The following is a 26707-nucleotide window of genomic DNA, read 5'->3' on the forward strand; positions in this document are numbered from 1 at the left end:
CGCCGGAACCCGTGGCTCCCCCCGAGCCTCCCCGGGTCGCCCCGGGCCCCCTCCGGGGGTTCCGACGAGAGATACGACACGCCTCGGGCCGGAAGGGTTGCATCCGCGCGTGATTATTTTTTCCGCGGCCCGGACGGGGCCGGGGCCGGGGCCGGCGTCAGGACGCGCTGCCGCGCATCACGTGTTCCGTGAACCGCGCCGCCGTCTCCGCCAGTACCTCGCGGCCGTCGCGCGCCCACAGCTCCTCGTTGAAGAGTTCGACCTCGATGAAGCCGGTGTAGCCGGCCGCCTCGACGCGCCGCTTCCAGGCGCGCAGGTCGACGGAGCCGTCGCCGAGCTGCCCGCGCCCGTTGAGGACGCCCGCGGGCAGCGGGGTGGTCCAGTCGGCGAGCTGGAAGGTGTGGATACGGCCGCCCGCGCCCGCGCGCGCGATCTGCTCGGGCGCCCGGTCGTCCCACCAGATGTGGTACGTGTCCACGGCGACGCCGACCTGCCCGGCGGGGAAGCGTTCGGCGAGGTCCAGGGCCTGGGCGAGGGTGGAGACCACGCAGCGGTCGGCGGCGAACATGGGGTGCAGCGGCTCGACGGCGAGGCGTACGCCGCGTTCGGCCGCGTAGGGGCCGAGGACGGCGAGGGCGTCGGCGACGCGCTCGCGGGCGCCGTGCAGGTCCCGGTCCCCGGCGGGCAGGCCGCCGGAGACCAGGACCAGGGTGTCGGTGCCGAGCGCGGCGGCCTCGTCGATCGCGGCGTGGTTGTCGGCCAGCGCCCCGGCCCGCTCGACGGGGTCGGTCGCGGTCAGGAAGCCGCCCCGGCACAGGGTGGTGACGGTCAGCCCGGCGTCCCGGACCAGCTTGGCGGCGGCCTCCACGCCGTACTCGCGCACCGGTTCGCGCCACAGGCCGACGCCGGGCACGCCCAGCCGGGCGCAGGCGTCGGTGAGTTCGGGCAGGGAGAGCCCGCGGACCGTCATCTGGTTGACGGAGAAGCGGTCCAGGCCCAGGGCGGGGTTCATGAGGTCACTCCGTACAGGGAGAGCAGGGTGCGCATACGGTCCTCGGCGAGCCCCGGGTCGGGGAAGAGGCCGAGCCGGTCGGCGAGTTCGTAGGCGCGGGCCAGGTGCGGCAGGGAGCGGGCCGACTGGAGGCCGCCGACCATGGTGAAGTGGCTCTGGTGCCCGGCCAGCCAGGCGAGCAGGACGACCCCGGTCTTGTAGTAGCGGGTGGGGGTCTCGAACAGGTGCCGGGAGAGGGCCACCGTGGGGTCCAGCAGGGCGCGGAAGCCCGCCGTGTCGCCGGTGTCCAGGACGCGTACCGCCTCGGCGGCCAGCGGGCCCAGCGGGTCGAAGATGCCCAGCAGGGCGTGGCTGAAGCCCTGTTCGTCGCCCGCGATCAGCTCCGGGTAGTGGAAGTCGTCGCCGGTGTAGCAGCGCACGCGCTGCGGGAGGCGACGGCGCAGGTCGATCTCCCGCTGCGCGTCCAGCAGGGAGACCTTGATGCCGTCGACCTTGTCGGGGTGGGCGGCGATGACCTCCAGGAAGGTGCCGGTCGCCGTGTCCAGGTCCGACGAGCCCCAGTAGCCCTCCAGCGCCGGGTCGAACATGGGGCCGAGCCAGTGCAGGACGACCGGTTCGGCGGCCTGGCGCAGCAGGTGGCCGTAGACCTCCAGGTAGTCGTCCGGGCCCTGGGCCGTGGCGGCGAGGGCGCGCGAGGCCATCAGGACGGCCTGGGCGCCCGACTCCTCGACGACGGCGAGCTGTTCCTCGTAGGCGGCCCGGACCTCGGCGAGGGTGGCGGTCGTGGTGGTCGTGGCGGTCAGCTGGTCCGTGCCGACGCCGCAGGCGATGCGGCCGCCGGTCGCCTTCGCCTCGGCGGCGGAGCGACGGATCAGTTCGGCCGCCGTGGACCAGTCCAGGCCCATGCCGCGCTGGGCGGTGTCCATCGCCTCGGCGACGCCGAGCCCGTGGGACCACAGGTGGCGGCGGAAGGCGAGGGTGGCGTCCCAGTCGACGGCGGCGGGCGAGCCGGGGGCGGTGTCGGCGTACGGATCGGCGACGACGTGCGCGGCCGAGAAGACCGTACGGGAGGTGAAAGCGCTTCCCGGGCCGGAGCGGACCGCGGGCAGGGGCTCGGTGCGCGGTTCGTGGGCGCGCAGGCCGCCGTGCGCGTCGGGGAGGTACAGGGTCACAGCGCGACCTCCGGTACGTCGAGGCGGCGGCCCTCGGCGGCGGAGCGCAGGCCCAGTTCGGCGAGCTGGACGCCGCGGGCGCCGGCCAGCAGGTCCCAGTGGTAGGGGGCGTCGGCGTAGACGTGCCGGAGGAACAGCTCCCACTGGGCCTTGAAGCCGTTGTCGAACACGGTGTTGTCGGGCACCTCCTGCCACTGGCCGCGGAAGTCCTCGGTGGCGGGGACGTCGGGGTTCCAGACCGGCTTGGGGGTGGCGGAGCGGTGCTGGACGCGGCAGCGGCGCAGGCCCGCGACGGCCGAGCCCTCGGTGCCGTCGACCTGGAACTCGACGAGTTCGTCGCGGTGCACGCGCACCGCCCAGGAGGAGTTGATCTGGGCGACGGCACCGCCCTCCAGCTCGAAGATCCCGTAGGCGGCGTCGTCGGCGGTGGCGTCATAGGGCTTGCCCTGTTCGTCCCAGCGCCGCGGGACGTGGGTGGCGGTGAGCGCCTGCACGGAGGTGACCCGGCCGAACAGCTCGTGCAGCACGTACTCCCAGTGCGGGAACATGTCGGTGACGATGCCGCCGCCGTCCTCGGTGCGGTAGTTCCAGGAGGGGCGCTGGGCCTCCTGCCAGTCGCCCTCGAAGACCCAGTAGCCGAACTCGCCGCGCACGGACAGGACGCGGCCGAAGAAGCCGCCGTCGATCAGGCGCTTCAGCTTGAGCAGGCCCGGCAGGAAGATCTTGTCCTGCACGACGCCGTGCCGGATGCCCGCCGCCTCGGCGAGCCGGGCCAGTTCCAGGGCGCCGTCGAGACCGGTGGCGGTGGGCTTCTCGGTGTAGATGTGCTTGCCCGCGGCGATCGCCTTGCGCAGCGCCTCCTCGCGGGCGGAGGTGACCTGGGCGTCGAAGTAGATGTCCACGGCCGGGTCGGCGAGGACGGCGTCCAGGTCGGTGGAGAAGTGCTCCAGGCCGTGCTGCTCGGCAAGCGCCTTCAGCGCGTGCTCGCGGCGGCCGACCAGGACCGGTTCCGGCCACAGCACGGTGCCGTCGCCGAGGTCGAGGCCGCCCTGTTCGCGCAGCGCGAGGATCGAGCGGACCAGGTGCTGGCGGTGGCCCATGCGCCCGGTCACGCCGTTCATGGCGATCCGCACCGTCTTGCGTGTCACGTCAGTGCCCGTCCCTTCGTACGGCGTACCGCGCCTGCGGCCCCCTGGACAGCAAGCGCTTTCTATCCGAGGAGAAGCTAGCCTCTGGACGGCGCCGCAGACAAGGGCGGGCACGGAACGTGTCGGGCGGGCAGGCAGGCGGATTCGGTGGCGCGGGTGGTGCGGGCGGGGGCGGTGGGGGATCCGGTGGGGTGGGGTGGTCCCGTGCGGTGGAGTGGTGGTCCGGTGCGGTCGGGTCTCGGTGGGGTCCGCTGCGGGGTTCCGGTGGTCCGGCCCGGCGGGACCCCCTGGTCCGGGTGGGCAGGAGCCGCCGCGCCCTGCGGGCATCACCCGTCGTACCCCACGGGCAGGGGCCCTCGTACCCTGCGGGCAGCGCCTGTTGTCCGAGCGGGCGGACGCGGACGTCCCCGGGGGCCGTAAGGTCGGCACGACACCGCGGCCGGCACCGGCCGTACGGCGGTGGTGTGATCACTCACGACGACGAGCTGCGCGACCGGAGGACGACGAGATGACGGTGACCCTGGCGGACGTGGCGGCCCGCGCCCAGGTCTCGCCCGCGACGGTGTCGCGCGTGCTGAACGGCAACTACCCCGTCGCCGCGGCCACCCGGGAACGGGTCCTGAAGGCGGTCGACGAGCTGGACTACGTGCTCAACGGCCCCGCGAGCGCCCTCGCCGCCGCCACCTCCGACCTGGTCGGCATCCTGGTCAACGACATCGCCGACCCGTTCTTCGGGATCATGGCGAGCGCGATCCAGTCGGAGATCGGCGGTCCGGGCGGCCGGGCCGGCGGCGAACGGCTGGCGGTGGTCTGCAACACCGGCGGCTCGCCCGAGCGCGAACTCACCTACCTGACACTGCTCCAGCGGCAGCGGGCCGCCGCGGTCGTGCTCACCGGCGGCGCCGTGGAGGACGCGCCGCACGCGGCGGCGGTCGCGGCGAAGCTGCGCCGGCTCGCGGAGGCCGGCACCCGGGTGGTGCTGTGCGGACGGCCGCCCGTGCCGGACACCGGGGCCGTCACGCTGGCCTTCGACAACCGCGGGAGCGCGCGGCGGCTGACCGGGCATCTGACCGGTCTGGGCCACCGGCGGCTCGGCTACATCGCGGGTCCGCGCGAGCGCACCACCACCCGCCACCGCCTGGAGGGCCACCGCGAGGCCCTGGCGGCGGCCGGCCTCGACGACGACCCCGCGCTCACCGTGCACGGCCGCTTCGACCGCCGCTCCGGCCACGAGGCCGCGCTGGAACTGCTGCGCCGCGAGCCCTCGCTCACCGCGATCGTCGCCGCCAACGACTCCGTCGCCCTGGGCGCCTGCGCGGCCCTGCGCGAGTCCGGGCTGCGCATCCCGCAGGACGTCTCCGTCGCGGGCTTCGACGACCTGCCCTTCAGCATGGACGCGGTGCCCTCCCTCACCACCGTCCGCCTCCCCCTCGCCGAGGCGGGCGCCCGCGCCGGCCGGATAGCCATGGCCCGCGAGGAGCCGCCACCGGGCGGGATCGCCACGGTGCACGGGGAACTGATGGTGCGGGGGTCGACGGGGGTGCCCCGGAAACAGCGGGGGTGACGTGCCGGGCCGCCCGGCACCCGCACCGTGCCGGGGTGGCTCGTGCCGGGGTGGCTCCTCATCGCGACGGTCACGGCCCGCGGGCGGTCCGGCGCGCCCCTCGTGACAGCCCGGCCGCCCGTGCCCGGGTCCGGGCTCGCCGGAGCCGGACCCGGGCACAGGCGGGGCCTGTTCGTGCGAGGTGCGTGGGTTACGGCCGGAGGACGATCGTGTTGATCGGGGTGAGGTCCGTCCACCGCAGGTAGCCGGCCTGGACGGGGACGTCGCATCCCGTGCCGTCGGCGCCCCTGCACAGGCTCGCGGTCCAGCCGTCGGTCTGGTTGTTGTACACCCAGTGGTAGTTGTACTTGTTGTGTATCTTGTGGACCCCCGGGTCCAGAAGATGTCGGTCGGCTTGCCGCTCACCCCGTTCACGCCCTCCGCGTAGACGCACATGGCCCCCACGGGGCAGTCCTCCGACGCCGCGGACGCCGAGCCCGCTCCGGCACCCAGCAGTCCGGTCGCGAGCGTGATGGATGCGGCGCTTGCCGCGAGTACGCGCTTGAGGCGGTTCATCAAAGTCCCTCCGTATGGTTCGCTGAACCGTTCCGGCTCTGCCGCCGGTGGTTCGCGGGCCGGTGGTCAACCGGCGCTTGATCGCGCGTCAGCCTAGTGCGGTGTCATGTACTCCACAGAGGAGAACACGCCCGGTTCCGCGCACCGGCCGATGAGTTCCGGCACCGGCCCCGGTCTGTCCTGTGTACCGAACGGACAGAGAGCGGGAGGCATCCCATGCGTGTCGTCGTCACCGAGTTCATCAGCCTCGACGGGGTCGTGCAGGCGCCCGGAGGGCCGCGGGAGGACACCGACGGGGGGTTCGCGCACGGCGGGTGGTCGCATCCGTTCTTCGATCCGGAGGTGCTGGGCGGGGCGTTCGCGGCCGGACTTGAGCGGGCGGAGGCGCTGCTGTACGGGCGCCGTACCTATCTCACGATGGCCGCGGCCTGGCCCGAGCGGGCCGGGGACCCGTTCGCCGACCGGCTCAACTCGCTGCGCAAGTACGTCGTGTCCGACACCCTCGACGACTCCGCGCTGACCTGGGAGAACACCGTACGCGTCCCGGGCGCCGAGGCGCTGGGGAAGGTGCGCGAGCTGCGGGCGTCCGGCGGCGCCGGGGAGCTGGCGATGATGGGCAGCCCCACCCTGGTGCGGGCGCTCCTGGCCGCGGACCTGGTGGACGAACTGCGGCTCGCCGTGATGCCGGTGCTGCTGGGCGGCGGCAAGTCGCCCTTCCCCGTGGACGGGGTGCTGCGGACCTGGGAACTGGTGTCGTCGGCCACCGCGAGGACCGGCGCGCAGCTCAATGTGTTCCGGCCCGTGCGGCAGGCCGCCGGGTCGCCCGCCTGACCGGCGGAATCGGTACGGGCGCCCGCGGCGGCGCGTAGGGTCCGGGTCATGAAGCTCGCGTTCTCCACTCTCGGTGTCCCCGGCCTGCCCGTCCCGGAGGTCCTCGCGCTCGCGGCCACTCACGGCTACGACGGCGTCGAACTGCGCGCCCACCCCGAGGAACCGGTGCACACCGGCCTCTCCCCGGCCCGGCGGGCGGAGACGGCCGCCCAGTTCGCGGCGGCCGGGGTGGAGGTACTGGCCGTGGCCGGATACGCGCGGGTCGCCGCACCCGGCGACGACGCTCCCGTGCTGGACGAGATCCGCGCCCTGCTGCGGCTGGCGCACGACCTGGGCGCGGGCGCGGTGCGGGTCTTCCCGGGTGCCGACACCGCGCTGCCGCCCGAGGAGTCCGACGCCGTCGCGGCCCGGCGGCTGGGCGCCGCCGCCGAGGACGCCGCCGCCCTCGGCGTCCGCATCCTGCTGGAGACCCACGACTCGCACCGCACCGGCGCCGACGCGATCCGCGTCCTCGGCCCGGTCGGGCACCGGCAGGTGGGCGCGCTGTGGGACGTGATGCACACCTGGCTCGGTGGTGAGCAGCCGGCGCAGACCTACGCGGCGCTCGCCCCGCACCTCGGATACGTGCAGGTCAAGGACATCGCGTCGGCCGAGGACACCACACCGCTGCCGCTGGGCGCGGGCGTGCTGCCGCTCGCCGGGTGCGTGGCGGCGCTGGCCGGCGCCGGCTGGGACGGCTGGCTGTGCTGGGAGTACGAGAAGCGGTGGTACGAGGCGGCGGCGCCGCTGCCCGGACTGCTCGGGGCGGGACGGGAGTACCTGGACCGGCTGCTCAGCGCGTCGGCGTAGCGGGCTCGGGCCGGTTCACGCTCCCGTCCTGGTCCCGCTCCGGTCCTGGTCCCGGTCCGTGCGGGCCGCCCGTTCCGCCGCCCGCCGTACCCGGGCCTCCAGGGCCGCGCGCCGCTCGGGCCATTCCTCGGCCGTGATCGAGAAGATCGCCGAGTCGCGCAGCCGGCCCTCCTCACCGGGCACCGAGGAGCGGGACCAGTTGCGCAGGACGCCCTCGAAGCGCGCCCCGACGCTCTCGATCGCGGCGCGGGAGCGGCTGTTGCGGGCGTCGGTCTTCAGGTCGACCCGGGCCACCCGCCACACCTCGAAGGCGTGCCGGAAGAGCAGGTACTTGGCCTCGGCGTTGATGCCGGTGCCCTGCGCGGAGCGGGCGAGCCAGGTGAAGCCGACCTCGACGGCGTCGAGGCGGTCCTCGTCCCGCCAGCAGCGCGGCTCCCAGAAGGAGGTGGCGCCGACCGCGCGCCCGGTGGCCAGGGAGATCTGCGCGTAGGGCGCGAGGCGGCCGGTGGCCGCGCGGGCGAGCTGCCCGTCGATGTAGGCCGCGGTCTCCTCCGCCCGGGGCACCCAGGTGTACGCGTAGGTGCCGCGGTCCTCCTCCGCCGCCACCGCGAGGTCGGCGGCGTGCCGCTGCCCCAGCGGTTCCAGGCGTACGAGGGTGCCCTCCAGGACCGGGCCGGTCAGAGTGATCGTCACGCCTGGAGTGTGGCGTACGGGTCCGGTGGCGTCGACCGTGTTTCGGCCGGTGGGCGCGTCGGCGGCTCTTGCCCGACCGTCGTTGCCCGGTCGTCGTCGTTGCCCGGCCGCTCCTGCCCGGCGGGCTTCGCCGGGGCGGGTCAGACCCGCGGCGAGGCGACAGGGACCGTGGCCCCGTCCGGCGCGGGGGCGCCCGCAGCCGTCTGTGCGGGAACGTCCGCCTGGGCGCCCCCCGCGCTCTCCGTACGCGCCTCCGCGCCGCCGCCCCTCCTCCCCGGTGCGAGCGACGTCAGTGCCACGCCGCCCACCAGCAGGGCCGCAGCGCACCAGCGCAGGGGGGTGACGGACTCGCCCAGGAAGAGGGCCGCCGCCGACATGCCGAAGACCGGGACCAGCAGGGAGAACGGGGCGACGGTGGAGGCGGGGTGGCGGCGCAGCAGCCAGCCCCAGGCGCCGAAGCCGAACACGGTGGTGACCCAGGCGACGTAGAGGACCGTGCCCGCGCCCTGCCAGTCCAGGCCGCGCAGGGCGGCGAGGTCCTGGGAGGGGCCCTCGGTCAGCAGGGAGAGGCCGAGCAGCGGCAGGACCGGGACGGTGCTCACCCAGACCATGAAGTTCAGGGAGTCCGGCGGGGCCGCCTTGCGGGTGAGGACGTTGGAGACGCCCCAGCAGGCCGCGGCGACGACGACCAGGACGAAGGCGCCCAGCGGTCCCGTGGTGCCCTCGTCCACGGCGGCGACGGCGATCCCGGCGAGCGCCACGCCCATGCCGGCCAGCCGCAGCCGGGTGGGGCGCTCGCCGAGGGCGGCGAAGGCGAACAGGGCGGTGAACACCGCCTGGATCTGGAGCACCAGGGAGGACAGCCCGGCGGGCATCCCGTGGTCCATGCCGACGAACAGCAGACCGAACTTGGCGACGCCGAGCACCAGCCCCACGCCCACGATCCACTTCCAGGCCACCTTGGGCCGGCCCACCAGGAAGACGGCGGGCAGCGCCGCGGCCAGGAAGCGCAGGGCCGAGAACAGCAGCGGCGGGAAGTGGCCGAGGCCGACCTCGATGACGGTGAAGTTGACGCCCCAGGCGGCGGCGACGAGGACGGCGAGGAGGACGTGGGGTGGTCGCATGCGTCGAGGATCACTCGCCCGGACCGTGTAGCACCAGCGATGATTGCTGCACTGTTGGATGCAGCAACGCTAACCGGTCGGAGCGTCGCCCGCGGGGCGGCGGCCGGCCGCGCCGTCCTGTGGGAGGAACCGTGCTCGATCTCCAGCGCCTGCGCGCCCTGCACGCCGTGTCCGTGCACGGGACGGTGGGGGCGGCGGCCACCGCGCTCGGCTACACCTCCTCGGCGGTGTCCCAGCAGATCGCCAAGCTGGAGCGGGAGACCAGGACCGTCCTCCTGGAGCGCGAGGGGCGCGGGGTGCGGCTCACCGACGAGGCGCACCAACTGGTTGCGGCCGCGCGGGAGTTGCTGGCGATCGTGGAGCGGGCGGAGACCGAGCTGGAGGAGCGGCGCGGGGTGCCGTCCGGGCGGCTGGCCATCGCGGCGTTCGCCTCGGCGGCGCGCGGGCTGCTGCCGGGCGTGCTCGCCGACCTGGCGCGGCGGCACCCCGCGCTGGACGCCCGGCTCAGCGAGGTCGACCCGCATCTGTCGGTGGATCTGGTCGCCAAGGGTGCCGTGGACCTGGCCGTGGCGCACGACTGGGACATCGCGCCGCTGCCCGCGCCTGCCGGGGTGGAGCAGGCGGCCGTCGGGGACGACGTGTGCGATCTGCTGGTGCCGGCCGGGCATCCGTTCGCGGGGCGGAGCGCGGTGCGGCGCGCGGAGCTGGGCGGGGAGCGGTGGATCTGCCAGCCGCCGGGCCGGGTCTGCCACGACTGGCTGCTGCGCACGCTGCGCGCCGCCGGGCACGAGCCGGACGTCGTCCACCAGGCCGACGAGAACCCGACGCTGGTCGCGTTGGTCGCCGCGGGCCTCGGGGTGGCGCTGATCCCGCGGCTGGGCCGGGGGCCGCTGCCGGCGGGGGTCGTCGAGGTGGCGCTCGACCCCGTGCCCGTACGGCATCTGTACGCGCTGTGGCGCGCGGGGGCGGCCCGGCGGCCGGCCATCGCGGAGACCGTCCGCACCCTGCGGGAGCACTGGCCGGCGGTGTCGGCGCACACGCCACGGGCCGTCTGAGCCCTCCGGCCCCGTGCGCCCCGCCGTCCGGGGCCGTGCGCCCCGCCCTCCGGGCTCGCGTCCCCCGTCCTCCCCGGGCCCGTGCGCCCCGCCGTCCGGGCCCGCGTCCGCCCGTCCTCCGGGCCCGGCCGCCCCACCGCCCGGGTCCGTGCGCTCCCTTGACTGGCAGAAACTTCCCGGATATTGGTGATCCCTCGGAAGTTTCCTTCAGTGGAACCCCTCCGGAAGGAGCGCACGTGCACGACACCACACGCCCCTCCTCCCCCTCCGATCGCTCCGGCACCTCCGATCTCTCCGGCACCTCCGGTCCCTCCCCCTCCAGACGCGCCGTCCTCGCCGCCACCGCCACGCTCACCGCCGGCCTCGCCGTGGGCGCCACCGGCACCGCTCAGGCCGCCGCCCCGCACGACGACCGCCGGCTGCGCGCCCTCGTCGCGCGGATGAGCCTGGAGGAGAAGGTCGGCCAGCTCTTCGTGATGCGGGTCTACGGCCACTCCGCCACCGACCCCGACCAGGCCGACATCGACGCCAACCTCGGCGAGATCGGCGTCCGCACCGCAGCCGAGCTGATCGCGAAGTACCGCGTCGGCGGCATCATCTACTTCACCTGGGCCCACAACACCCGCGACCCGCGGCAGATCGCCGCCCTGTCCAACGGCATCCAGCGGGCCTCGCTCCGGCAGCCGCGCGGGCTGCCCGTCCTGGTCGCCACCGACCAGGAGCACGGCATCGTATGCCGGGTCGGCAGGCCCGCCACGCTCTTCCCCGGCGCCATGGCCGTCGGCGCCTCCGGCTCCACCGCCGACGCCCGCACACTGGGCCGGCTCTCCGGCACCGAGCTGCGCGCCATGGGCATCAACCAGGACTACTCCCCCGACGCCGACGTGAACGTCAACCCGGCCAACCCGGTCATCGGCGTACGGTCCTTCGGCGCCGACCCGGACGCCGTGGCGCGGCTGGTGGCCGCCGAGGTGAAGGGCTATCAGGGCGCGCGGGTCGCGGCGACCGCCAAGCACTTCCCCGGGCACGGCGACACCGCCGTGGACAGCCACTACGGCTTCCCGGTCATCACGCACAGCCGGGAGGTGTGGGAGAAGCTGGACGCGGTGCCGTTCCGGGCCGCGATCAGGGCCGGGATCGACTCGGTGATGACGGCGCACATCCAGTTCCCGGCGCTCGACGACTCCGGCGACCCGGCCACGCTGTCGCAGCCGATCCTCACCGGCATCCTGCGCGGCGAACTGGGCTACGACGGGGTGGTGATCACCGACTCGCTCGGCATGGAGGGGGTGCGCACCAAGTACGGCGACGACCGGGTGCCGGTGCTCGCGCTGAAGGCGGGCGTGGACCAGTTGCTCAACCCGCCGGACCTGGACGTCGCCTGGCACGCGGTGCTGGACGCGGTGCGCGGCGGCGAGCTGACCGAGGCCCGGCTCGACGCATCGATCCTGCGCATTCTGCGGATGAAGAACCGCCTCGGCCTCTTCGACGGCCCGTACGTCTCCGAGCGCCAGGTGCCGCACCGGGTCGGCACCCGCGAGCATCTGGCGGCGGCCGACCGCATCGCCGAGCGGACGACGACGCTGCTGGTCAACGAGGGCCGGCTGCTGCCGCTCTCGCGCCGCGGCCACCGCAGGATCCTCGTGGTGGGCGCCGACCCGGCCTCGCCGTCGGGCACCACGGGCCCGCCGACCGGGGTGCTCGCCGCCGCCCTCACCGAACTGGGCTTCACCGCCACCGCCCTGTCCACCGGCACCGCCCCGGCCCAGGCCGTCATCGACCAGGCGGTCGCGGCGGCGGCGCAGGCGGACGCGGTGGTGGTGGCGACGTACAACGTCACGGCGGGCAGCTCCCAGCGCACGCTGGTGGAGCGGCTGATGGCGACGGGCCGGCCGGTGGTCGCGCTGGCCGTGCGCAACCCCTACGACGTCGCCCAGTTCCCGTCCGTACCGGCGTTCCTGGCCGCGTACTCCTGGACGGACGTGGAGGTGCGCGCCGCGGCCCGGGTGATCGCCGGGCGGGTGCGGCCGCGCGGGAAGCTGCCGGTGCCGGTGCAGCGGGCGGACGACCCGGCGCGGGTGCTGTACCCCGTCGGGTACGGCCTGACGTACTGATCCGCGGGCCGCGCGGCGGTGGGCCGCGCCCGGAGCCGGTGCTCCGGGCGCGGCCTGCCGCTCAGCGGGCGCTGTGCGGCAGGATGCCGGTCACGGCCGGAGCGCGGGCTCGCGCTCCGTCTCCCGGGCGTCCAGCTTCGCGTCCGGGCGGGCCAGCGGGCGCGCCGCCGACGGGTTGTCCTTCACCGCGGCGGGAGCCACGCCCGCCCAGTCCAGGATCCTGGCCGTGGCCAGCGCCTGCTGGTCGGGAACCAGGCCCGCGACGTTGGCGCCGTGGTTCATGCCGGGCGCGGTGAACACGTAGGAGTCACGCGCGCCGTGCCCGAGGCGGAATCGCTCCGAGCCCCACGGGTCGTTCTGCCCGTAGACGAACAGCATGTGCCGGGCGTTGTGCCGCACCCAGCTGTCCACGTCGCGCATCACCCAGGGCTGGAAGCGCATCGGGATGGAGCGCGGCACGAAGTTGCGCGGCGGCTGGTAGCCGTAGCGGATGAGCTTCTTCTCGATGTGCGGGAAGTGGATGGTGGGCGCGCCCATCTGGGTGCCCGCCTGGTAGTAGTACGGCGTGTAGGTCTCCAGGCCCTGGTCGGTGTAGGCGGAGAAGCCGGAGATGGTGTCGATCGAGTCCCAGATCTGCTGGTCGGTGGCGTGGCGGGCGTCGGCCGGGACGGTGTCGCAGTCCGACAGCAGGCTGTACTGCCAGAAGCCCCACACGTAGTCGAGGACGACGGCCTCGTAGGCGCGGTCCAGGCCGCCGATGGTGGTGAAGGTGTTGTGGTGGTCGGCGGCGTACTGGGCGTACTTCTTCTCCAGCGGCTCGCGGCGCACCAGGGCCTCGCGCTGGACGGCGCCGAGGCGGTCGCGGCACTCCTTGGTGCCGACCTTCTCGAAGAAGCGGTCGTAGGCGGAGTCCTCGTCGTTGACGACGTCGTTGGGTGCCACGTAGGCGACGACGCCGTCCATGTCGCGCGGGTAGAAGCGCTCGTAGTAGGTCGCCGTCATCCCGCCCTTGGAGCCGCCGGTGGCGATCCAGTTGCGCGAGTAGACCTTCTTCAGCGCCGTGAAGAGGCGGTGCTGGTCGCTGGCGGCCTGCCAGATGTCGAGCTTGGACCAGTCGGCCGGGGCCGGGCGGGACGGGGTGAAGAAACGGTACTCCAGGGAGACCTGGTTGCCGTCGGTGATCCGGGTCGGCTCACTGCGGCTGGGGTTGGTGGAGACGTTGTAGCCGCTGGTGTAGAACACCGTCGGGCGGTCGACTCCCTTGTGCAGCAGGGTGAACCGCTGCTGGAAGGTGCCCTTGGACGGGTGCCGGTGGTCGACCGGCTGGGTGTAGTTCAGGACGAAGTAGCGATAGCCGGTGTAGGGCTTCTCCTCGATCAGGCTCATGCCCGGTATGGACAGCAGCCGGTCCTTGATGTCGGTGCCGGTGGCTCCCTGCTGGGCGGCGGTGGCCGCCCCGGCCGTGCTGACGGTGCCGACGAGCACCACCAGTGCCAGCAGCCATCTGAGCGCCTTGCGCATGCACACTCCCCTGTGAGACAGATGTGCGCCGGAAGCTATCGGAGCAACTCGGTTGCGCACCAGGGGAGTCGGAGAATCGATCATCTCGCGGCGGGCGGGCCGCCGTCCCGCTCAGCGCCTCAGCACAGGATCCAGCCGCTGCTGACCGACCGTTTCCCGACCGCGCCGGTGACCCGTACGCAGCGGTGGCCGGCGTGCACGGTGACCGGCCCCGCGTGCTGGGAGTAGCGGCCCCGGTCGGTGACCGGGCGGTTGCCGCGCGCCTGCACGCTCACCGACATCGCCTGCGGCCGGCCGGGGCGGGCGGGGACCGTGACCGCGCACACATAGCCGTTGCTCCTGTAGACGCGCACCGACCCGGCGGCGAACGACAGCGTCTTGACCTGGCGCCCCGAGCAGGCGGCGGAGGCCGCCTGGGCGGCGCCGGGCAGGGCGAGCGAGAGCAGCCCCGATCCGGTCAGCACGGCCAGGCCCAGCGCCAGCCGCCGGCGCAGCACAGCCCTGTCCACGGTCACCTCTCCCCTCACGTCCCTCACGGCAGGCACATCGGCGTACGCGTGTACGGACGCCGTACACACCTCGGACGGTTGCTCCCGCCCGTCACCGGGGGGCGCCGACCGGCTCCTCCGGCTCGGCCGCGCCGGTGAAGGTGCGCCACAGCGCGGCGTAGTGGCCGTCGCGGGCCAGCAGCTCGTCGTGGGTGCCGTCCTCGGCGACCCGGCCGTGGTCCAGGACCACCACCCGGTCCGCGCGGGCCGCCGTGGTCAGCCGGTGGGCGACCACCAGCGTGGTGCGGCGGCCCGCGAGCCGGTCGGTGGCCTGGTTGACCTGGGCCTCGGTGGCCAGGTCGAGGGCGGCGGTCGCCTCGTCGAGCAGCAGGACGTCCGGGTCGACCAGTTCGGCGCGGGCCAGCGCGATCAGCTGGCGCTGGCCCGCGGAGAGATTGCGGCCGCGCTCGGCGACCTCGTGCAGATAGCCGCCCTCCAGGGTGGCGATCATCTCGTGCGCGCCGACCGCGCGGGCCGCCGCCTCCACCTCGGCGTCGGTGGCGCCGGGACGGCCGTAGGCGATGGCGTCGCGGACGGTGCCCGGGAAGAGGTACGCCTCCTGCGGGACCACCCCGAGCCGGTGGCGGTACGCCGTCAGGTCCAGCTCGCGCAGGTCCGTGCCGTCCGCGGTGACCCGGCCGCCGGTCGGGTCGTAGAACCGGGCGACCAGCTTGACCAGGGTCGACTTGCCCGCGCCGGTCTCGCCGACGAAGGCCACCGTCTGCCCGGCGGGAATGCGCAGGTCGATGCCGGTGAGGGCCTGTTCCTCGGCGCCCTCGGCGCCGTAGGCGAAGCGCACGTCCTCGAAGGCGATGTCGCCGCGCAGCGCGGACACCTCGCGGGGCCGCTCGGCGGGCTTCGTGGACGCGGGCTCGCGCAGCAGCTCCTGGATGCGGCCCAGCGAGACGGTGGCCTGCTGGTAGCCGTCGAAGACCTGGGAGAGCTGCTGGACGGGGGCGAAGAACAGGTCGATGTAGAGCAGGTACGCCACCAGGGCGCCGGTGGTCAGCGTGGCCGCCTCGACCCGGCCCGCGCCCGCGATCAGCACGGAGGCCGCCGCGACCGAGGAGAGGAACTGCACGAACGGGAAGTACACGGAGATCAGCCACTGGCCGCGTATCCGGGCCCGGCGGTAGCTGTCGCTGCGCTCGGCGAACCGCCGCCCGCCGTCGCGCTCGCGCCCGAACGCCTGCACGATCCGCAGCCCGGCCACCGACTCCTGGAGGTCGGCGTTGACCGCCGACACCCGCTCACGGGCCAGTTCGTACGCCTTCACACTGGCCCGGCGGAAGAAGAACGTGGCGATGACGAGCGGGGGCAGGGTGGCGAAGACGACCAGCGCGAGCTGTACGTCGATCACCAGCAGGGCGACCATGATGCCGAAGAAGGTGACCACCGAGACGAACGCCGTGACCAGGCCGGTCTGGAGGAACGTCGACAGGGCGTCCACGTCCGTCGTCATCCGGGTCATGATCCGGCCGGTCAGCTCGCGCTCGTAGTAGGCGAGGCCGAGCCGCTGGAGCTGGGCGAAGATCTTCAGGCGCAGCGTGTACAGGACGCGTTCGCCGGTGCGGCCGGTCATCCGGGTCTCGCCGGTCTGCGCCGCCCACTGCACGAGCACGGCGAGCAGCCCGAGCAGGGCGGCGGCCCAGACGGCGCCGATGGCCGCCTTGGTGACGCCCTGGTCGATGCCGTGCCGGATCAGGACCGGCAGCAGCAGGCCCATCCCGGCGTCCAGGGCGACCAGGCCGAGGCTGGCCAGCAGGGGCAGTCCGAAGCCGCGCAGCAGATGGCGCAGGCCGTAGGAGTCCTCGGGGCGTACGGCGCGGGCCTCGTCGACGTCGGGGGTGTCGGTGGCCGGTGGCAGTGCCTCGACCTGGGCGAGCAGTTCGGGGGTGGCGGGCATGCCGGCGGTGGCGGCGTCGCGCGGTTCGCGCTCGCCCGTCCACAGCTTCGGGGTGATGCCCCGCTCGGCGTCGAACTCGGCGTCCAGTTCCGCGCGGACGGAGGCGTCCTCCGGGGGCGCGGCGGGCGGGGTGTGGCCCGGGGAGACCTCGCCGAGTCCGTCGGGGTCGGTGAGCAGCCGCCGGTAGAGCGCGGAGCGCTCCTGGAGCTCGTCGTGGGTGCCGAGGTCGGCGAGCCGGCCGCCGTCCAGGACGGCGATGCGGTCGGCCAGGGCCAGGGTGGAGCGGCGGTGCGCGATCAGCAGCGTGGTGCGGCCCGCCATGACCCGGGCGAGCGCCTCGTGGATCTCGTGCTCGACGCGGGCGTCGACGGCGGAGGTGGCGTCGTCCAGGACGAGCAGCCGCGGGTCGGCCAGGATGGCGCGGGCCAGGGCGACGCGCTGGCGCTGGCCGCCGGAGAGGGTCAGGCCCTGCTCGCCGACCTCGGTGGCGTAGCCCTCGGGCAGCTCGGTGATGAACCGGTCGGCCTGGGCGGCGCGGGCGGCGGCGGTGATCTCCTCGTCGGTGGCGTCGGGGCGGCCGTAGGCGATGTTGGCGCGGATGGTGTCGGAGAAGAGGAAGGAGTCCTCGGGGACCAGGCCGATGGCGGACCGCAGCGAGCTGAGCGTCAGCTCGCGCACGTCGTGGCCGCCGATCAGGACGGCGCCGTGGGTGACGTCGTAGAAGCGCGGCAGCAGCAGGGAGAGGGTGGACTTGCCGGAGCCGGAGGAGCCGACGACGGCGAGGGTCTCGCCGGGGCGGATCGCGAAGGACAGGCCCTTCAGGACGGGGCGGCCGTCGGTGTAGGAGAAGGACACGTCGTCGAACTCGACGGTCGCGGGCGCGTCCGCGGGCAGTTCCCGGGTGCCCTCGGTGAGCGTGGGCTCGGTGTCGATCAGCTCCAGGACGCGTTCGGTGCCGGCGCGGGCCTGCTGGCCGACGGTGAGGACCACGGCGAGCATCCGGACCGGGCCGACGAGCTGGGCGAGGTAGGTGGAGAAGGCGACGAAGGTGCCGAGCGTGATGTGCCCGTGCACGGCCAGCCAGCCGCCGAGCGCCAGCATCGCGACCTGGCCGAGCGCGGGGACCGACTGGAGGGCCGGGGTGAAGCGCGCGTTCAGCCGGATGGTGCGCAGCCGCCCGGCGAAGAGCCTGCGGCCGACCGCGCGCAGCTTGGCGGTCTCCTGCTCCTCCTGCCCGAAGCCCTTGACCACGCGGACCCCGCTGACCGCGCCGTCCACCACGCCCGCCACGGCGGCGGCCTGCGCCTGCGCGTACCAGGTGGCGGGGTGCAGTCTGCGGCGGCTGCGCGAGGCGATCCAGCCGAGCGCGGGGGCGACGGCGAGCGCGATCAGGGTCAGCGGCAGCGAGAGCCAGGCCATGATCGCCAGCGAGATCAGGAAGAGCAGGACGTTGCCGATGGTCATCGGCAGCATGAACAGCAGCCCCTGGATGAGCTGGAGGTCGCTGGTGGCGCGGCCGATGACCTGCCCGGTGGACAGCTCGTCCTGGCGGCGGCCGTCGAGCCGGGTGATCGACGCGTACATCTCGGTCCGCAGGTCGTGCTGGACGTCGAGGGCGAGCCGGCCGCCGTAGTAGCGCCGGACGTAGGTGGCCGCGTAGACGAGGAGGGCGGCGCCGATCAGGGCGCCGGCCCAGGGGGCCATGGGGCGGCTGCGGTCACCGACGACATCGTCGATGATCACCTTGGTGATCAGCGGGACCAGCGCCAGGACGGCCATTCCGGCGAGGGAGGAGCCGAGGGCGAGGACCACGTCCTTGGGATGGCGCCACGCGTACGAGGCGAGCCTGCGCACCCACCCTCGTGTCTCCCCCGGCTGCGCTGCCACGTCGGTGCCTCCCTGACGGCCTGATCTTCCGGAAGGCACCAACACGGACGGCAGCGGATTTCATCCCCCCGCAACATTTCGCGCACGGGCGGGGACACTCCGAGAGCGGTCAGATCCGCACGCGGAGGTAGTAGAACCGCGTGGTCTGGGCCGCGTTCGCGTTGTCGTCGCTGACCAGCAGGACGCGCAGACGGCCCCGGGTGTCGTGGCCGGCGACGGTCATCCCCTCGACGTTGTCGAGGAGCGGGTTGGGCTGGGGCTGGTGGGCGGTGGCGCCGAGCGAGGGGCAGGCGGCGAGGTCGGTGAGCAGGGTCTTCCCGATCAGCCGGACCCCCGACTGTCCGGTCAGGTGTTCGATGCCGCTGGTGTCGGTGGCGCGGCGCGGGTCGGCGAGGTAGAGACGGACGGTGTTGCCCACGCCCGCGGTGAAGCCGCGCTCCAGGACGAGCAGCCGGCCGTCCGGTACGGCCTGCACCTCGGGGACGCCGAGGGTCGCGTCGTCGGTGCGGTAGGCGTACTGGGCGGCGAGCCGGAAGTGCCCGTCCCGGGTGCGCTGCCAGGTCTGGAAGCGCACCGTGCGGCTGTCGTCGCCGCTGAGCGCGTACTCCATGGAGGCGAGCAGGGTCCGGCCGCCGGGCAGCAGGGTCAGGCCCTCGAAGGTCTGGTTGGCGGTGGCGCGGCCCGCGGGGGCGACGCGCAGCGCGCCGGGCACCGGCAGCCGGTCCAGGATGCGGCCGTCGCGGGAGTAGCGGCGTACGGACGGCTCGGTCTCGGAGGTGATCAGCCGGGTGCCGTCCCGGTCGACGACCAGGCCCTCGGAGTCGAGCGGCGCGCCCTGCTCGTCGGCGAGCGGGACCACGCCGGTGGGCTTGAGCGTGCGGCGGTCCAGGGTGAACAGCTCGGAGCGGTCGGAGAGGGCGGCGAGGTCGCCGTGCCGGTCGCGGGCGAGGGCGGAGAAGTTGCCGGTGTAGGAGCCCCGGTAGGTCGTCTTGTCGAGCGCGTCGGAGAAGCGGTCGAGGGAGACGGACGGGGAGCAGGCGTGGTCCCGGGCGCGGTCCCGGGTGTGGTCCGGGGCGGGGGTGGCGGCGGCCGGCCCCGCGGTGAGGCAGGTGGCCGCCGCCAGGCCGGCGGTGACGGTCGCGAGTACGGTTCTCAGGCGCATGACCGTCACCGTAGGGGTCCCGCGTGGCTCGTGGGAGACCGCCCGGTGAAGCGTCAGCCGGTCGGCGGCAGCGGGACGGTGGCCTCCCTGGGACGGGCCGGCGGCTCCAGCCGCTTGGCCCACCGCGTGGTGGGGGCGATGTCCTTGTGGACGGCCGTCGCGATGTTCTGGATGGTGGTGACGCCGTAGTCCATGGTGCTGTTGTCCTGGGTGAGCACCGTGATCGTGTAGTCGTGGCCACCGCCGTCGAAGGTGCCCACGCTGTGCACCCGCCAGCCGTGCGTGGCCCGCTCCAGCCAGCCGTTCTTGACGTGCACGGCGACCGTGGACGGCGCCCCGGCGGGCGTGCCCCAGCGCTGCGAGGACACGACCTGGCCCATCAGCTGGAGCATGTAGGCACGGGAGTTGTCGCTCAGGACCGCGTTCTTCGCCGTGACCAGGGCGAGCAGCTTCTGCTCGTCGCGCACGGTGATCTGGGTCAGGCCCCAGTAGCCGTCCGGGTCCGGCTTGGTCTGGGTCATGCCGGCGGCGCCCAGAAAGCCGTTGATCCTGGTCAGTCCGAGCTGCTTCCACAGCGCGGTGGTCGCGTCGTTGTCCGACTGCGTGATCATCGCCTTGGTGAGCGTCACCTCGCGGTCGGTGAGATAGCGCTCGGTCTTCTTCGCGTCCCACAGCAGGGTGGCGAGGACGGTCACCTTGACCACGCTCGCCGAGTCGTAGGCGCTCGACTCGCGGAAGGTGCAGGTCGTGTCGGTGGCGCGGTCGCGCACACCGACGGCGATGGAGCCCTTGCGGCCCGCCATCGCCGCGGTGATGTCCTGCTGGAGCCTGGCGGCCAGCCCCGCCTTGCCGGACGTGCAGCTGACCTGGTCGGGAGCGGCGGCGGCCGGGGTCGCCGCGGCCACGCACGGGAGGAGCATGCCGGTGCCCGCGCCGATCGCCGCGAGCACCCTGACGCGTCGGGATATCCAGTGAGTCATACCCGGTGGACGCACGGATCGGAGGCAATGGTTGTACGGCCGGGGCGATTTCGGCCACCCCTGCCCGAACGGCCCCCCGACGCGGGGTGGATGGGCACCGCCCGGCGGGTAGGAAGGGCGCGTGGCAGAACAGAAGCCGAGCGACCACCACCTGTCCGGACGCCTCCTCGCGGCGCTGTGGACCCTGCGCCTGCTGGCCGGACGGCCGGGCGAGCCGCCCGAGCCGGACGAACTCCTGGTCAAGGAGATGCCCATGGACTTCCTGGGCGAGGAGCTGTCGTCCGTGATGGACCACCTCATGACGGCCCGCCGCCGCGGCGGCGGCCACTGGAGGGCCGCCGCCGAGACCTTCCGCGAACTCCCCGGCCCGCTGCTCCCCCGGCGGATCCCCGGCCACACCATGAGCCCCGGCGAACAGCGCGCCTTCGTCGACGGCTACGCCGAACAGCGCACGGCGTACGCGGAGAAGTACGGGGACCTCGTGGCGGGGTGAGCGGGCGGCGCCGGAGCGGCGGGATGAGCGGGCGGCGGACGGCGCCGGACCACGGGTCCCCCGGCCCCGGCGGTCCTTGCGATCACGGTCCGGACGCCGACGGACGGCGACGGGGAGAGAAGGACGTGAGCCATCACCTGGAGATGCGCACCGGGGACCTGCGGACGGTCGTCCGGCTGCTGACCGCGGTGGAGCCGACGCCGGAGCAGCAGCGGATGCTCGGGATCGTGCGGGAGCGGTGCGAGGAGACGGACGCCCGGTTCCGCGAGGACGGCAGGGACGGTGACCTGCCGGTCCGGCAGGCCCTGGACGAGCTGCTGGCGGGCGACTTCGGCCGGGAGGCGGATCCCGCCTACCGCCATGCCTTCCACGCCCTGGTCGCCTGCCACTTCTCCGATCCGACGGACCTGGGGTGGTGGCGCCGGCTGTCCTGGTTCTCCCAGGTGGACGACGAACTGGCTGGTCTCGGCGTGCCGTCGGAGCTGCGGCCGTCGTCCTTCCTGTTCGGCGGAACGCCGGTGCCGATGCCGCACTCCGGGGACATCACACCGTCGACCGGCGTCCTGCCGGCCGCGCGTGCCGCCGCGGTCGCCGACGCCTACGAGGCCGTCCTCCCCCGCCTCACCGGGGAGTGCGCGCAGACGGTCGGCCCGCTCGCGAAGGCGCTGCGCTTCGAGGCGGAGGAGTGGGAGGGCGTCCAGGGGCTGGAGCTGGGACAGACCCCGGACACGATCTTCTTCTGGTGCGGCTGACGGCGTTCAGTCCAGGTGCGTCGGTGCGAACATGCGCAGGACGGCGGGGAGGACGACGACCGACGGGCCGGGGGTGGCCAGGGCCTTCGTGAGGTCCTGTTCCAGCGTTTCCGGGCTCGTGCGTACGCCGGGGACGCCGAAGGACTCGGCGAGGGCCGTGAAGTCCGGGCGGGTGAGGTCGGTGGCGGTGGCACGGCCGAAGGCGTCGGTCATGTACTCGCGCAGGATGCCGTAACCGCCGTCGTCCACGATCAGCCAGGTGACGTCCAGGCCGTACTGGCGGGCGGTGGCCAGTTCGGCGACGGAGTACAGGGCGCCGCCGTCGCCGGAGACGGCGAGGACCGGGCGGGTCGGGTCGGCCACGGCCGCGCCGAGGGCGGCCGGGAAGCCGTAGCCGAGACCGCCGGCGCCCTGGGCGGAGTGCATGGTGTTGGGCGCCTCGGCGTCGAAGGCCGACCACGCCCAGTACGCCAGGATCGTCATGTCCCAGAAGGACGGCGAACCGGCGGGCAGGGCGCGGCGCACGGCGGCCAGGACGTCCTGCTCCAGGGTCAGTTCCTGGGCGGCGAGGCGGCCCCGGACCTTGGCCAGCAGCTCCCGCACCCGGTCGGCGGCCGTGTCGTCGCGGCGCTCCCCGGTGGTCTCCAGGAGTGCCTGGAGGGCGAGGCGGGCGTCCGCGTGGATGCCGAGGGCCGGGTGGTTCGACTCCAGCTTGCCGAGGTCGACCTCGATCTGGACGATACGGCCGCGCGGGGCGAACGTGTGGTAGTTCGAGGAGAGTTCGCCGAGTCCGGAGCCGACGACCAGCAGGACGTCGGCGTCCTCCAGGAAGTCGGTGGTGTGCCGGTCCTCCAGCCAGGACTGGAGGGAGAGCGGGTGGTTCCAGGGGAAGGCGCCCTTGCCGCCGAAGGTGGTGACCACGGGCGCGTTCAGCCGTTCGGCGAGCGCCCGCAGCTTCTTGGCGGCGTCGGCGCGGACCACCCCGCCGCCCGCGATGATCGCCGGGCGCTCCGCCGTGGACAGCAACCGGGCGGCGACGGCGGTCAGTTCGGGGCGGGGCACCAGCTCCTGCGGGGTGGCGTCCACCGCCGTGACCTGCGGCAGCACGGTCTCGGCCAGCAGCACGTCCTGCGGGATCTCCACCCAGACCGGGCCGTGCGGCGCGGTGAGCGCGGACTGCCAGGCCGCCGCGAGGGCGGACGGGATCTGGGAGGCGGTACGCACCGGGTGGACGGACTTCACCACGCCCCGGAACACGGCGGCCTGGTCGGGCAGTTCGTGCAGATAGCCGTGGCGTCCGCCGCCGAGTCCGGCGACGGGGACCTGGCTGCCGATGGCGAGGACCGGCGCCGAGGCCGCCGCCGCCTCCTGGAGCGCGGGCAGGCAGGTGAGGGCTCCCGGGCCGGTGGACACCAGCAGCGGGGCGGCCTCGCCGGTGATCCGGCCGTACGCGTCGGCCGCGAAGCCCGCGTTGCCCTCCGTGCGCAGGCCGACGTAGCGCAGGTCCGAGCGGCGCAGCGCGTCGAACACGCCCAGGGCGTGCTGGCCGGGCAGGCCGAAGACGGTGGTCGCGCCCAGCCCGGCCAGGGTCTCCACGACCAGGTCCGCGCCGGTGCGGCCCGGGGGCGGACTGAGCGCCGCCTCCGTCTGGGCGGGCGTCGGGCGGAGCACCAGGTCGTGGTCGTGGGTCACTTGGCTGCCTTCTCCTCGGCGATCTGTCGGGCCATGATCGTGGTCAGCTCGTAGGCGGTGTGGGAGGCCGCCACCGAGGTGATCTCGGCGTGATCGTAGGCCGGGGCGACCTCGACGACGTCGGCCGACACCAGGCGGCAGGAGGCCAGGCCGCGCAGGATCTCCAGGAGTTCGCGGGAGGTCATGCCGCCGGCCTCGGGCGTGCCGGTGCCGGGCGCGTGGGCCGGGTCCAGGCAGTCGATGTCGATGGAGATGTACAGCGGCCGGTCGCCGATGCGCTGGCGCAGCTGGTCGGCGATCTCGTCGGCGCCGCGCCGGTAGACGTCCGCCGAGGTGACGATGCCGAAGCCCATCTTCTCGTCGTCGGTCAGGTCCTGCTTGCCGTAGAGCGGGCCGCGGGTGCCGACGTGGGAGAGGGCGGAGGTGTCGAGGATGCCCTCCTCCACGGCCCGGCGGAAGGGGGTGCCGTGCGTGTACTCGGCGCCGAAGTAGGTGTCCCAGGTGTCCAGGTGGGCGTCGAAGTGCAGCAGGGCGACCGGGCCGTGCTTCCTGGCGACCGAACGCAGCAGCGGCAGCGCGATGGTGTGGTCGCCGCCGAGGGTCATCAGGCGGGCGCCGGTGCCGAGCAGGTCGGCGGCGGCGGCCTCGACGGTCTCCACGGCCTCGTTGATGTCGAACGGGTTGACGGCGATGTCCCCGCCGTCGGCGACCTGGGCGAGGGCGAACGGGGAGGCGTCCTGCGCCGGGTTGTAGGGGCGCAGCAGCCGGGACGCCTCGCGGATGGCGTTGCCGCCGAAGCGGGCGCCGGGCCGGTAGGAGACACCGGAGTCGAACGGCACGCCCACCACCGCGACGTCGGCGGTGCCCACCTCGTCGAGGCGGGGCAGCCGGGCGAAGGTGGCCGGGCCGGCGTAGCGGGGGATCCGGGAGGAGTCGACCGGGCCGCGGGGCGTCTCGTTGCCGCTCATGATGAAAAGCCTTCTTTCCTGCGCTTCGTCGCGCATGTACTGCTTCAGGCGACTCTACTGGTGTGCGCCGGGCGGGTCCGGGCGCGCGTTCGGGCCGGGCCCGGCGGGGACGCCGGGTCCCCGGGCCGCCCCGGAGGCCGCCGGGACGGCCCGGGGCGCACCGACCGACACTAGGCGGCCGGGAAGCGGCTGCGAAGTGTACGTTTCCTCCATCCGAGCAGCCCCGGAAGGAGGAATCGCACACCATGCCGGACACTCCCGCACCGCAGCCCCCGCCCGCGCCTCCGGCCCCACCAGCCCCACCAGCCCCGCCAGCCCCTCCGGTCCCGCCGACCCCGCCCGTCCCGCTGTCCGCGCTGCTGTCCCGCGAGGACCTGGCCCTGCGCCTGCTCGCCGGGCCGTGCGGCCCGGGTGTCGTGATCCACGGGGCGCACACCACGGAGATGGCCGACCCCTACCCGTACCTGCTGGGCGGCGAGCTGCTGCTGACCGCGGGCGTGCACGTCCCCGGGCCCGCAGAGGGGGGCGTGCCCGCCGGGTACTTCGACGCCTATGTCGACCGGATCGTCGCGGCGGGCGGGGCGGCCCTCGGCTTCGGCGTGGCCCCGGTCCACGACACCGTGCCCGCCGCCCTGGCCGCCGCCTGCGCCGGGCGCGGGCTGCCGCTGGTCGAGGTGCCCCCGCGGACCACCTTCGCCGCGGTGGCCCGCGCCGTGTGGCAGCTGGTGGCCGAGGCGCGGCTGGCCGAGCTGCGCCGGGTCACCGGGGCCCAGCAGGGCCTGGCCGCCGCCGCCTCGCGGCCCGACCCGGTGCCGTCCGTGCTGCGCCGGCTGGCCCGGGAGCTGGCCGGCGCGGCCGTGCTGTACGGGCCGGACGGCGCACCGGTCGCGCGGGCCGGGCGGGACCCGGCGGCCGGGGTGCCGGACGCGCTGGCGGCGCTGGCCGCCCGGGTGCGGCCCGGGGAGCGGGCGGGCGCGCGGGCGCCCAGCTCGGCCACCGACACCGCCGCCGGGACCCGGCTGGCCGCCTACGCGCTGGGCGCGGGCCGGGGTTTCGTCCTCGCCGTCGCCTCGGCGCGGCACGAGCCCGGCGACCACACCATCGCCTCGGTGGCCGCGGTCCTGCTGTCCCTGCTCACCGGCGAGCACCGGGGCGGCAGCGGCGCCGACCGGTCCGCCGCGCTGGTGCGGCTGCTGCTGGGCGCACCGGCCGAGGAGGTGGCGCCGCTGCTCGGCGCGGGCCCCTGGACCGTGGTGCACGCCCGTCCCGAGCACCGGCCGGACCGGCCGGACCGGCCCGCCGACCGGATCGCCGCCTCGGCGCTGGGCGCCGCCCTGGGCTCGCCCCTGGTGGACCTGGCGGACGACGGATCGGGGGTCGTAAGGGTGCTGCTGCCCGCCGACCGGGCACCGGCCGCGCAGCCCGGCTGGACGCTCGGGCTCAGCGCGCCCGCCGCGCCCGCGCAGTGGGCCGCCGCCGACACCCAGGCGGCCCGCGCCCTGGCCCGCGCCCGCGCCACCCGCGCCGCCCTGGTCCGCCACGCGGACCGGCCCGCGCTGGACGACCTGGTGCCGCCCGGTGCGGCCGCCGCCCACGCCCGTGCCGTGCTCGCCCCGCTGGCCGGGCACCCGGCGCTCACCGAGACGCTGCGCGCCTGGCTGTCGCTGCACGGCGGCTGGGACCGCACGGCGGTGGCGCTGGCCGTGCACCGCAACACCGTGCGGCAGCGGATCGCCCGGTGCGCGGCCCTGCTCGGCGCCGACCTGGACGATCCCGACGTCCGCATGGAGCTGTGGTTCGCGCTCGGGCGCCGGGAGTGACCCGCGTCCCAGCCTCTCGGGTACGGCGGTCGCGCGCCGCCCGCTGCCCCACAATGGGAGCCATGCCGATACCCGGGACACCCAGCCGCGCCGAACTCGTCGACCACCTCGTCAGGACCCGTATCGCGGGGGACGTCGCCACGCCCCGCGAGAACAACCTGTCGCACTACCGCAAACTGGCCAACGGCGACCGGAACTACTGGCTCGGCCTGGAACTCGGCGACCGCTGGACCGACGAGCAGGACGTGCTCGCGGTGATGGCCGAGCGGGTCGGGGTCGTCGACGACCCGGAGCACCGCCAGGGCCAGGACACCATCGATCCCGAGCTGACCGTGGACGGCCTGGAGCGGCTGGCCGGGCGGCTGCGCAAGGCGGCCGACGGCGGGCAGCGGGTGCTGCTGGCCACCGGCCACCCCGGCGGCCTGCTGGACGTGCACCGCGCCACGGCCGCCGCGCTGCGGGCCGCCGGCTGCGAGATCGTCGTCATCCCCGAGGGCCTGCAGACCGACGAGGGCTACGTCATGCAGTTCGCGGACGTGGCGATGCTGGAGCACGGCGCCACGCTGTGGCACACCCACTCCGGCGAGCCGATGCGGGCGATCCTGACCGGTCTGGAGCGCGCGGGCCGGCCGCTGCCCGACCTGGTCGTCGCCGACCACGGCTGGGCGGGCTGCGCCGGACAGCTGGGCGTGGACTCCTGCGGCTACGCCGACTGCAACGACCCGGCGCTCTTCCTCGCCGAGGCCGAGGGCACCGTCCAGGTGACGGTCCCGCTCGACGACCACGTGGTCAGCCCGCGCCACTACGACCCGATGACGGCGTATCTGCTGGAGCAGGCGGGCCTGGCCTGAGCGCCGCCCC

Annotated in this window: 22 protein-coding genes; 9 read left to right on the forward strand and 13 right to left on the reverse strand. The window is 74.5% G+C overall.

All coding sequences use genetic code 11. The features are described 5' to 3' along the window. Positions 1-157: 157 nt before the first annotated feature. The 3 genes from A8713_RS10980 to A8713_RS10990 are packed head-to-tail and all read right to left on the reverse strand — an operon-like array spanning position 158 to position 3332. Positions 158-1012 carry a sugar phosphate isomerase/epimerase family protein gene (locus tag A8713_RS10980; protein ID WP_064533253.1) on the reverse strand — a complete coding sequence of 285 codons (855 nt, stop codon included), beginning with the start codon at positions 1010-1012 and terminating at the stop codon, positions 158-160. After that, positions 1009-2184, reverse strand: coding sequence for a dihydrodipicolinate synthase family protein (locus A8713_RS10985; RefSeq protein ID WP_064533254.1), 1176 nt, complete (start codon positions 2182-2184; stop codon positions 1009-1011). The genes A8713_RS10980 and A8713_RS10985 overlap by 4 nt, the downstream gene beginning before the upstream one ends. Then, the gene (locus tag A8713_RS10990) at positions 2181-3332 is read right to left on the reverse strand and encodes a Gfo/Idh/MocA family protein (RefSeq protein WP_064533255.1); all 1152 of its coding nucleotides are present in this window, start codon (positions 3330-3332) and stop codon (positions 2181-2183) included. The genes A8713_RS10985 and A8713_RS10990 overlap by 4 nt, the downstream gene beginning before the upstream one ends. A gap of 508 nt (positions 3333-3840) precedes the next feature. On the opposite strand from A8713_RS10990, the gene A8713_RS10995 reads away from it, so the two are divergent. Beyond that, the gene (locus tag A8713_RS10995; RefSeq protein WP_064533256.1) at positions 3841-4896 is read left to right on the forward strand and encodes a LacI family DNA-binding transcriptional regulator; all 1056 of its coding nucleotides are present in this window, start codon (positions 3841-3843) and stop codon (positions 4894-4896) included. A gap of 190 nt (positions 4897-5086) precedes the next feature. Here A8713_RS10995 and A8713_RS33530 read toward each other — a convergent pair whose 3' ends face one another. Further along, positions 5087-5227 (reverse strand): hypothetical protein, encoded by a 141-nt coding sequence (locus tag A8713_RS33530; protein ID WP_159393082.1) that lies wholly within the window; start codon positions 5225-5227, stop codon positions 5087-5089. Between the two features lie 440 nt (positions 5228-5667). Here A8713_RS33530 and A8713_RS11000 point away from each other — a divergent pair, with 440 nt between their 5' ends. Both A8713_RS11000 and A8713_RS11005 read left to right on the forward strand, forming a co-directional pair. Then, on the forward strand, positions 5668-6282 hold the full coding sequence (locus A8713_RS11000; RefSeq protein WP_064533257.1) for a dihydrofolate reductase family protein: 615 nt from the start codon (positions 5668-5670) through the stop codon (positions 6280-6282). 48 nt (positions 6283-6330) lie between these two features. Further along, on the forward strand, positions 6331-7131 hold the full coding sequence (locus tag A8713_RS11005) for a sugar phosphate isomerase/epimerase family protein (protein WP_064533258.1): 801 nt from the start codon (positions 6331-6333) through the stop codon (positions 7129-7131). Positions 7132-7146: 15 nt separating this feature from the next. Here A8713_RS11005 and A8713_RS11010 read toward each other — a convergent pair whose 3' ends face one another. Together A8713_RS11010 and A8713_RS11015 are read right to left on the reverse strand one after the other, a co-directional pair. Beyond that, positions 7147-7824, reverse strand: a complete 678-nt coding sequence (locus tag A8713_RS11010; protein WP_064533259.1) for a GNAT family N-acetyltransferase — start codon at positions 7822-7824, stop codon at positions 7147-7149. Positions 7825-7964: 140 nt separating this feature from the next. Further along, entirely contained in the window at positions 7965-8948 is a 984-nt protein-coding gene (locus tag A8713_RS11015; RefSeq protein ID WP_064533260.1) for an EamA family transporter, read from the reverse strand. A 131-nt stretch (positions 8949-9079) separates the two neighbouring features. Here A8713_RS11015 and A8713_RS11020 point away from each other — a divergent pair, with 131 nt between their 5' ends. Both A8713_RS11020 and A8713_RS11025 read left to right on the forward strand, forming a co-directional pair. Then, positions 9080-10003, forward strand: a complete 924-nt coding sequence (locus A8713_RS11020; protein WP_064533261.1) for a LysR family transcriptional regulator — start codon at positions 9080-9082, stop codon at positions 10001-10003. Positions 10004-10239: 236 nt separating this feature from the next. Continuing rightward, a complete protein-coding gene (locus A8713_RS11025; protein WP_107440617.1) occupies positions 10240-12117 on the forward strand; it encodes a glycoside hydrolase family 3 protein in 1878 nt (625 codons plus the stop codon). Positions 12118-12207: 90 nt separating this feature from the next. Here A8713_RS11025 and A8713_RS11030 read toward each other — a convergent pair whose 3' ends face one another. The 5 genes from A8713_RS11030 to A8713_RS11050 all read right to left on the reverse strand — a co-directional run bounded on the left by A8713_RS11030 (position 12208) and on the right by A8713_RS11050 (position 20121). Continuing rightward, entirely contained in the window at positions 12208-13638 is a 1431-nt protein-coding gene (locus A8713_RS11030) for a S28 family serine protease (RefSeq protein WP_064533262.1), read from the reverse strand. A 119-nt stretch (positions 13639-13757) separates the two neighbouring features. Continuing rightward, positions 13758-14147 (reverse strand): hypothetical protein, encoded by a 390-nt coding sequence (locus A8713_RS11035; protein WP_064537429.1) that lies wholly within the window; start codon positions 14145-14147, stop codon positions 13758-13760. Positions 14148-14238: 91 nt separating this feature from the next. Continuing rightward, positions 14239-17979, reverse strand: a complete 3741-nt coding sequence (locus A8713_RS11040) for an ABC transporter ATP-binding protein (protein ID WP_064533263.1) — start codon at positions 17977-17979, stop codon at positions 14239-14241. A 109-nt stretch (positions 17980-18088) separates the two neighbouring features. Continuing rightward, positions 18089-19141 carry an esterase-like activity of phytase family protein gene (locus A8713_RS11045; protein ID WP_064537430.1) on the reverse strand — a complete coding sequence of 351 codons (1053 nt, stop codon included), beginning with the start codon at positions 19139-19141 and terminating at the stop codon, positions 18089-18091. A 53-nt stretch (positions 19142-19194) separates the two neighbouring features. Beyond that, positions 19195-20121, reverse strand: coding sequence for a serine hydrolase (locus tag A8713_RS11050; RefSeq protein WP_064533264.1), 927 nt, complete (start codon positions 20119-20121; stop codon positions 19195-19197). 121 nt (positions 20122-20242) lie between these two features. On the opposite strand from A8713_RS11050, the gene A8713_RS11055 reads away from it, so the two are divergent. Both A8713_RS11055 and A8713_RS11060 read left to right on the forward strand, forming a co-directional pair. Next, the gene (locus tag A8713_RS11055; RefSeq protein ID WP_064533265.1) at positions 20243-20614 is read left to right on the forward strand and encodes a hypothetical protein; all 372 of its coding nucleotides are present in this window, start codon (positions 20243-20245) and stop codon (positions 20612-20614) included. A 125-nt stretch (positions 20615-20739) separates the two neighbouring features. Further along, entirely contained in the window at positions 20740-21366 is a 627-nt protein-coding gene (locus tag A8713_RS11060) for a DUF7691 family protein (protein ID WP_064533266.1), read from the forward strand. A 6-nt stretch (positions 21367-21372) separates the two neighbouring features. Here A8713_RS11060 and A8713_RS11065 read toward each other — a convergent pair whose 3' ends face one another. Together A8713_RS11065 and speB are read right to left on the reverse strand one after the other, a co-directional pair. Next, complete coding sequence (locus A8713_RS11065; protein ID WP_064533267.1) at positions 21373-23058, reverse strand: thiamine pyrophosphate-binding protein; 1686 nt, start codon at positions 23056-23058, stop codon at positions 21373-21375. Then, a complete protein-coding gene (gene speB / locus A8713_RS11070; RefSeq protein WP_064533268.1) occupies positions 23055-24026 on the reverse strand; it encodes an agmatinase in 972 nt (323 codons plus the stop codon). Before speB ends, A8713_RS11065 begins: the two co-directional genes overlap by 4 nt. A gap of 245 nt (positions 24027-24271) precedes the next feature. On the opposite strand from speB, the gene A8713_RS11075 reads away from it, so the two are divergent. Then, the gene (locus A8713_RS11075) at positions 24272-25846 is read left to right on the forward strand and encodes a PucR family transcriptional regulator (RefSeq protein WP_079158912.1); all 1575 of its coding nucleotides are present in this window, start codon (positions 24272-24274) and stop codon (positions 25844-25846) included. 62 nt (positions 25847-25908) lie between these two features. Then, complete coding sequence (locus A8713_RS11080; protein WP_064533269.1) at positions 25909-26697, forward strand: phosphatase; 789 nt, start codon at positions 25909-25911, stop codon at positions 26695-26697. Positions 26698-26707 lie beyond the last annotated feature (10 nt).

It is taken from the genome of Streptomyces sp. SAT1 (assembly GCF_001654495.1).
GTDB classification, from domain to species: domain Bacteria; phylum Actinomycetota; class Actinomycetes; order Streptomycetales; family Streptomycetaceae; genus Streptomyces; species Streptomyces andamanensis.

What these genes read in the sequence shown, in the direction of transcription:
- A8713_RS11080 (WP_064533269.1), top strand. Translation starts at nt 25,909, where the DNA reads ATGCCGATACCCGGGACACCCAGCCGCGCCGAACTCGTCGACCACCTC.
- A8713_RS11000 (WP_064533257.1), top strand. Translation starts at nt 5,668, where the DNA reads ATGCGTGTCGTCGTCACCGAGTTCATCAGCCTCGACGGGGTCGTGCAG.
- speB (WP_064533268.1), bottom strand. Translation starts at nt 24,026, where the DNA reads ATGAGCGGCAACGAGACGCCCCGCGGCCCGGTCGACTCCTCCCGGATC.
- A8713_RS10995 (WP_064533256.1), top strand. Translation starts at nt 3,841, where the DNA reads ATGACGGTGACCCTGGCGGACGTGGCGGCCCGCGCCCAGGTCTCGCCC.
- A8713_RS11015 (WP_064533260.1), bottom strand. Translation starts at nt 8,948, where the DNA reads ATGCGACCACCCCACGTCCTCCTCGCCGTCCTCGTCGCCGCCGCCTGG.
- A8713_RS11030 (WP_064533262.1), bottom strand. Translation starts at nt 13,638, where the DNA reads ATGCGCAAGGCGCTCAGATGGCTGCTGGCACTGGTGGTGCTCGTCGGC.
- A8713_RS11005 (WP_064533258.1), top strand. Translation starts at nt 6,331, where the DNA reads ATGAAGCTCGCGTTCTCCACTCTCGGTGTCCCCGGCCTGCCCGTCCCG.
- A8713_RS11050 (WP_064533264.1), bottom strand. Translation starts at nt 20,121, where the DNA reads ATGACTCACTGGATATCCCGACGCGTCAGGGTGCTCGCGGCGATCGGC.
- A8713_RS11045 (WP_064537430.1), bottom strand. Translation starts at nt 19,141, where the DNA reads ATGCGCCTGAGAACCGTACTCGCGACCGTCACCGCCGGCCTGGCGGCG.
- A8713_RS10980 (WP_064533253.1), bottom strand. Translation starts at nt 1,012, where the DNA reads ATGAACCCCGCCCTGGGCCTGGACCGCTTCTCCGTCAACCAGATGACG.
- A8713_RS11075 (WP_079158912.1), top strand. Translation starts at nt 24,272, where the DNA reads ATGCCGGACACTCCCGCACCGCAGCCCCCGCCCGCGCCTCCGGCCCCA.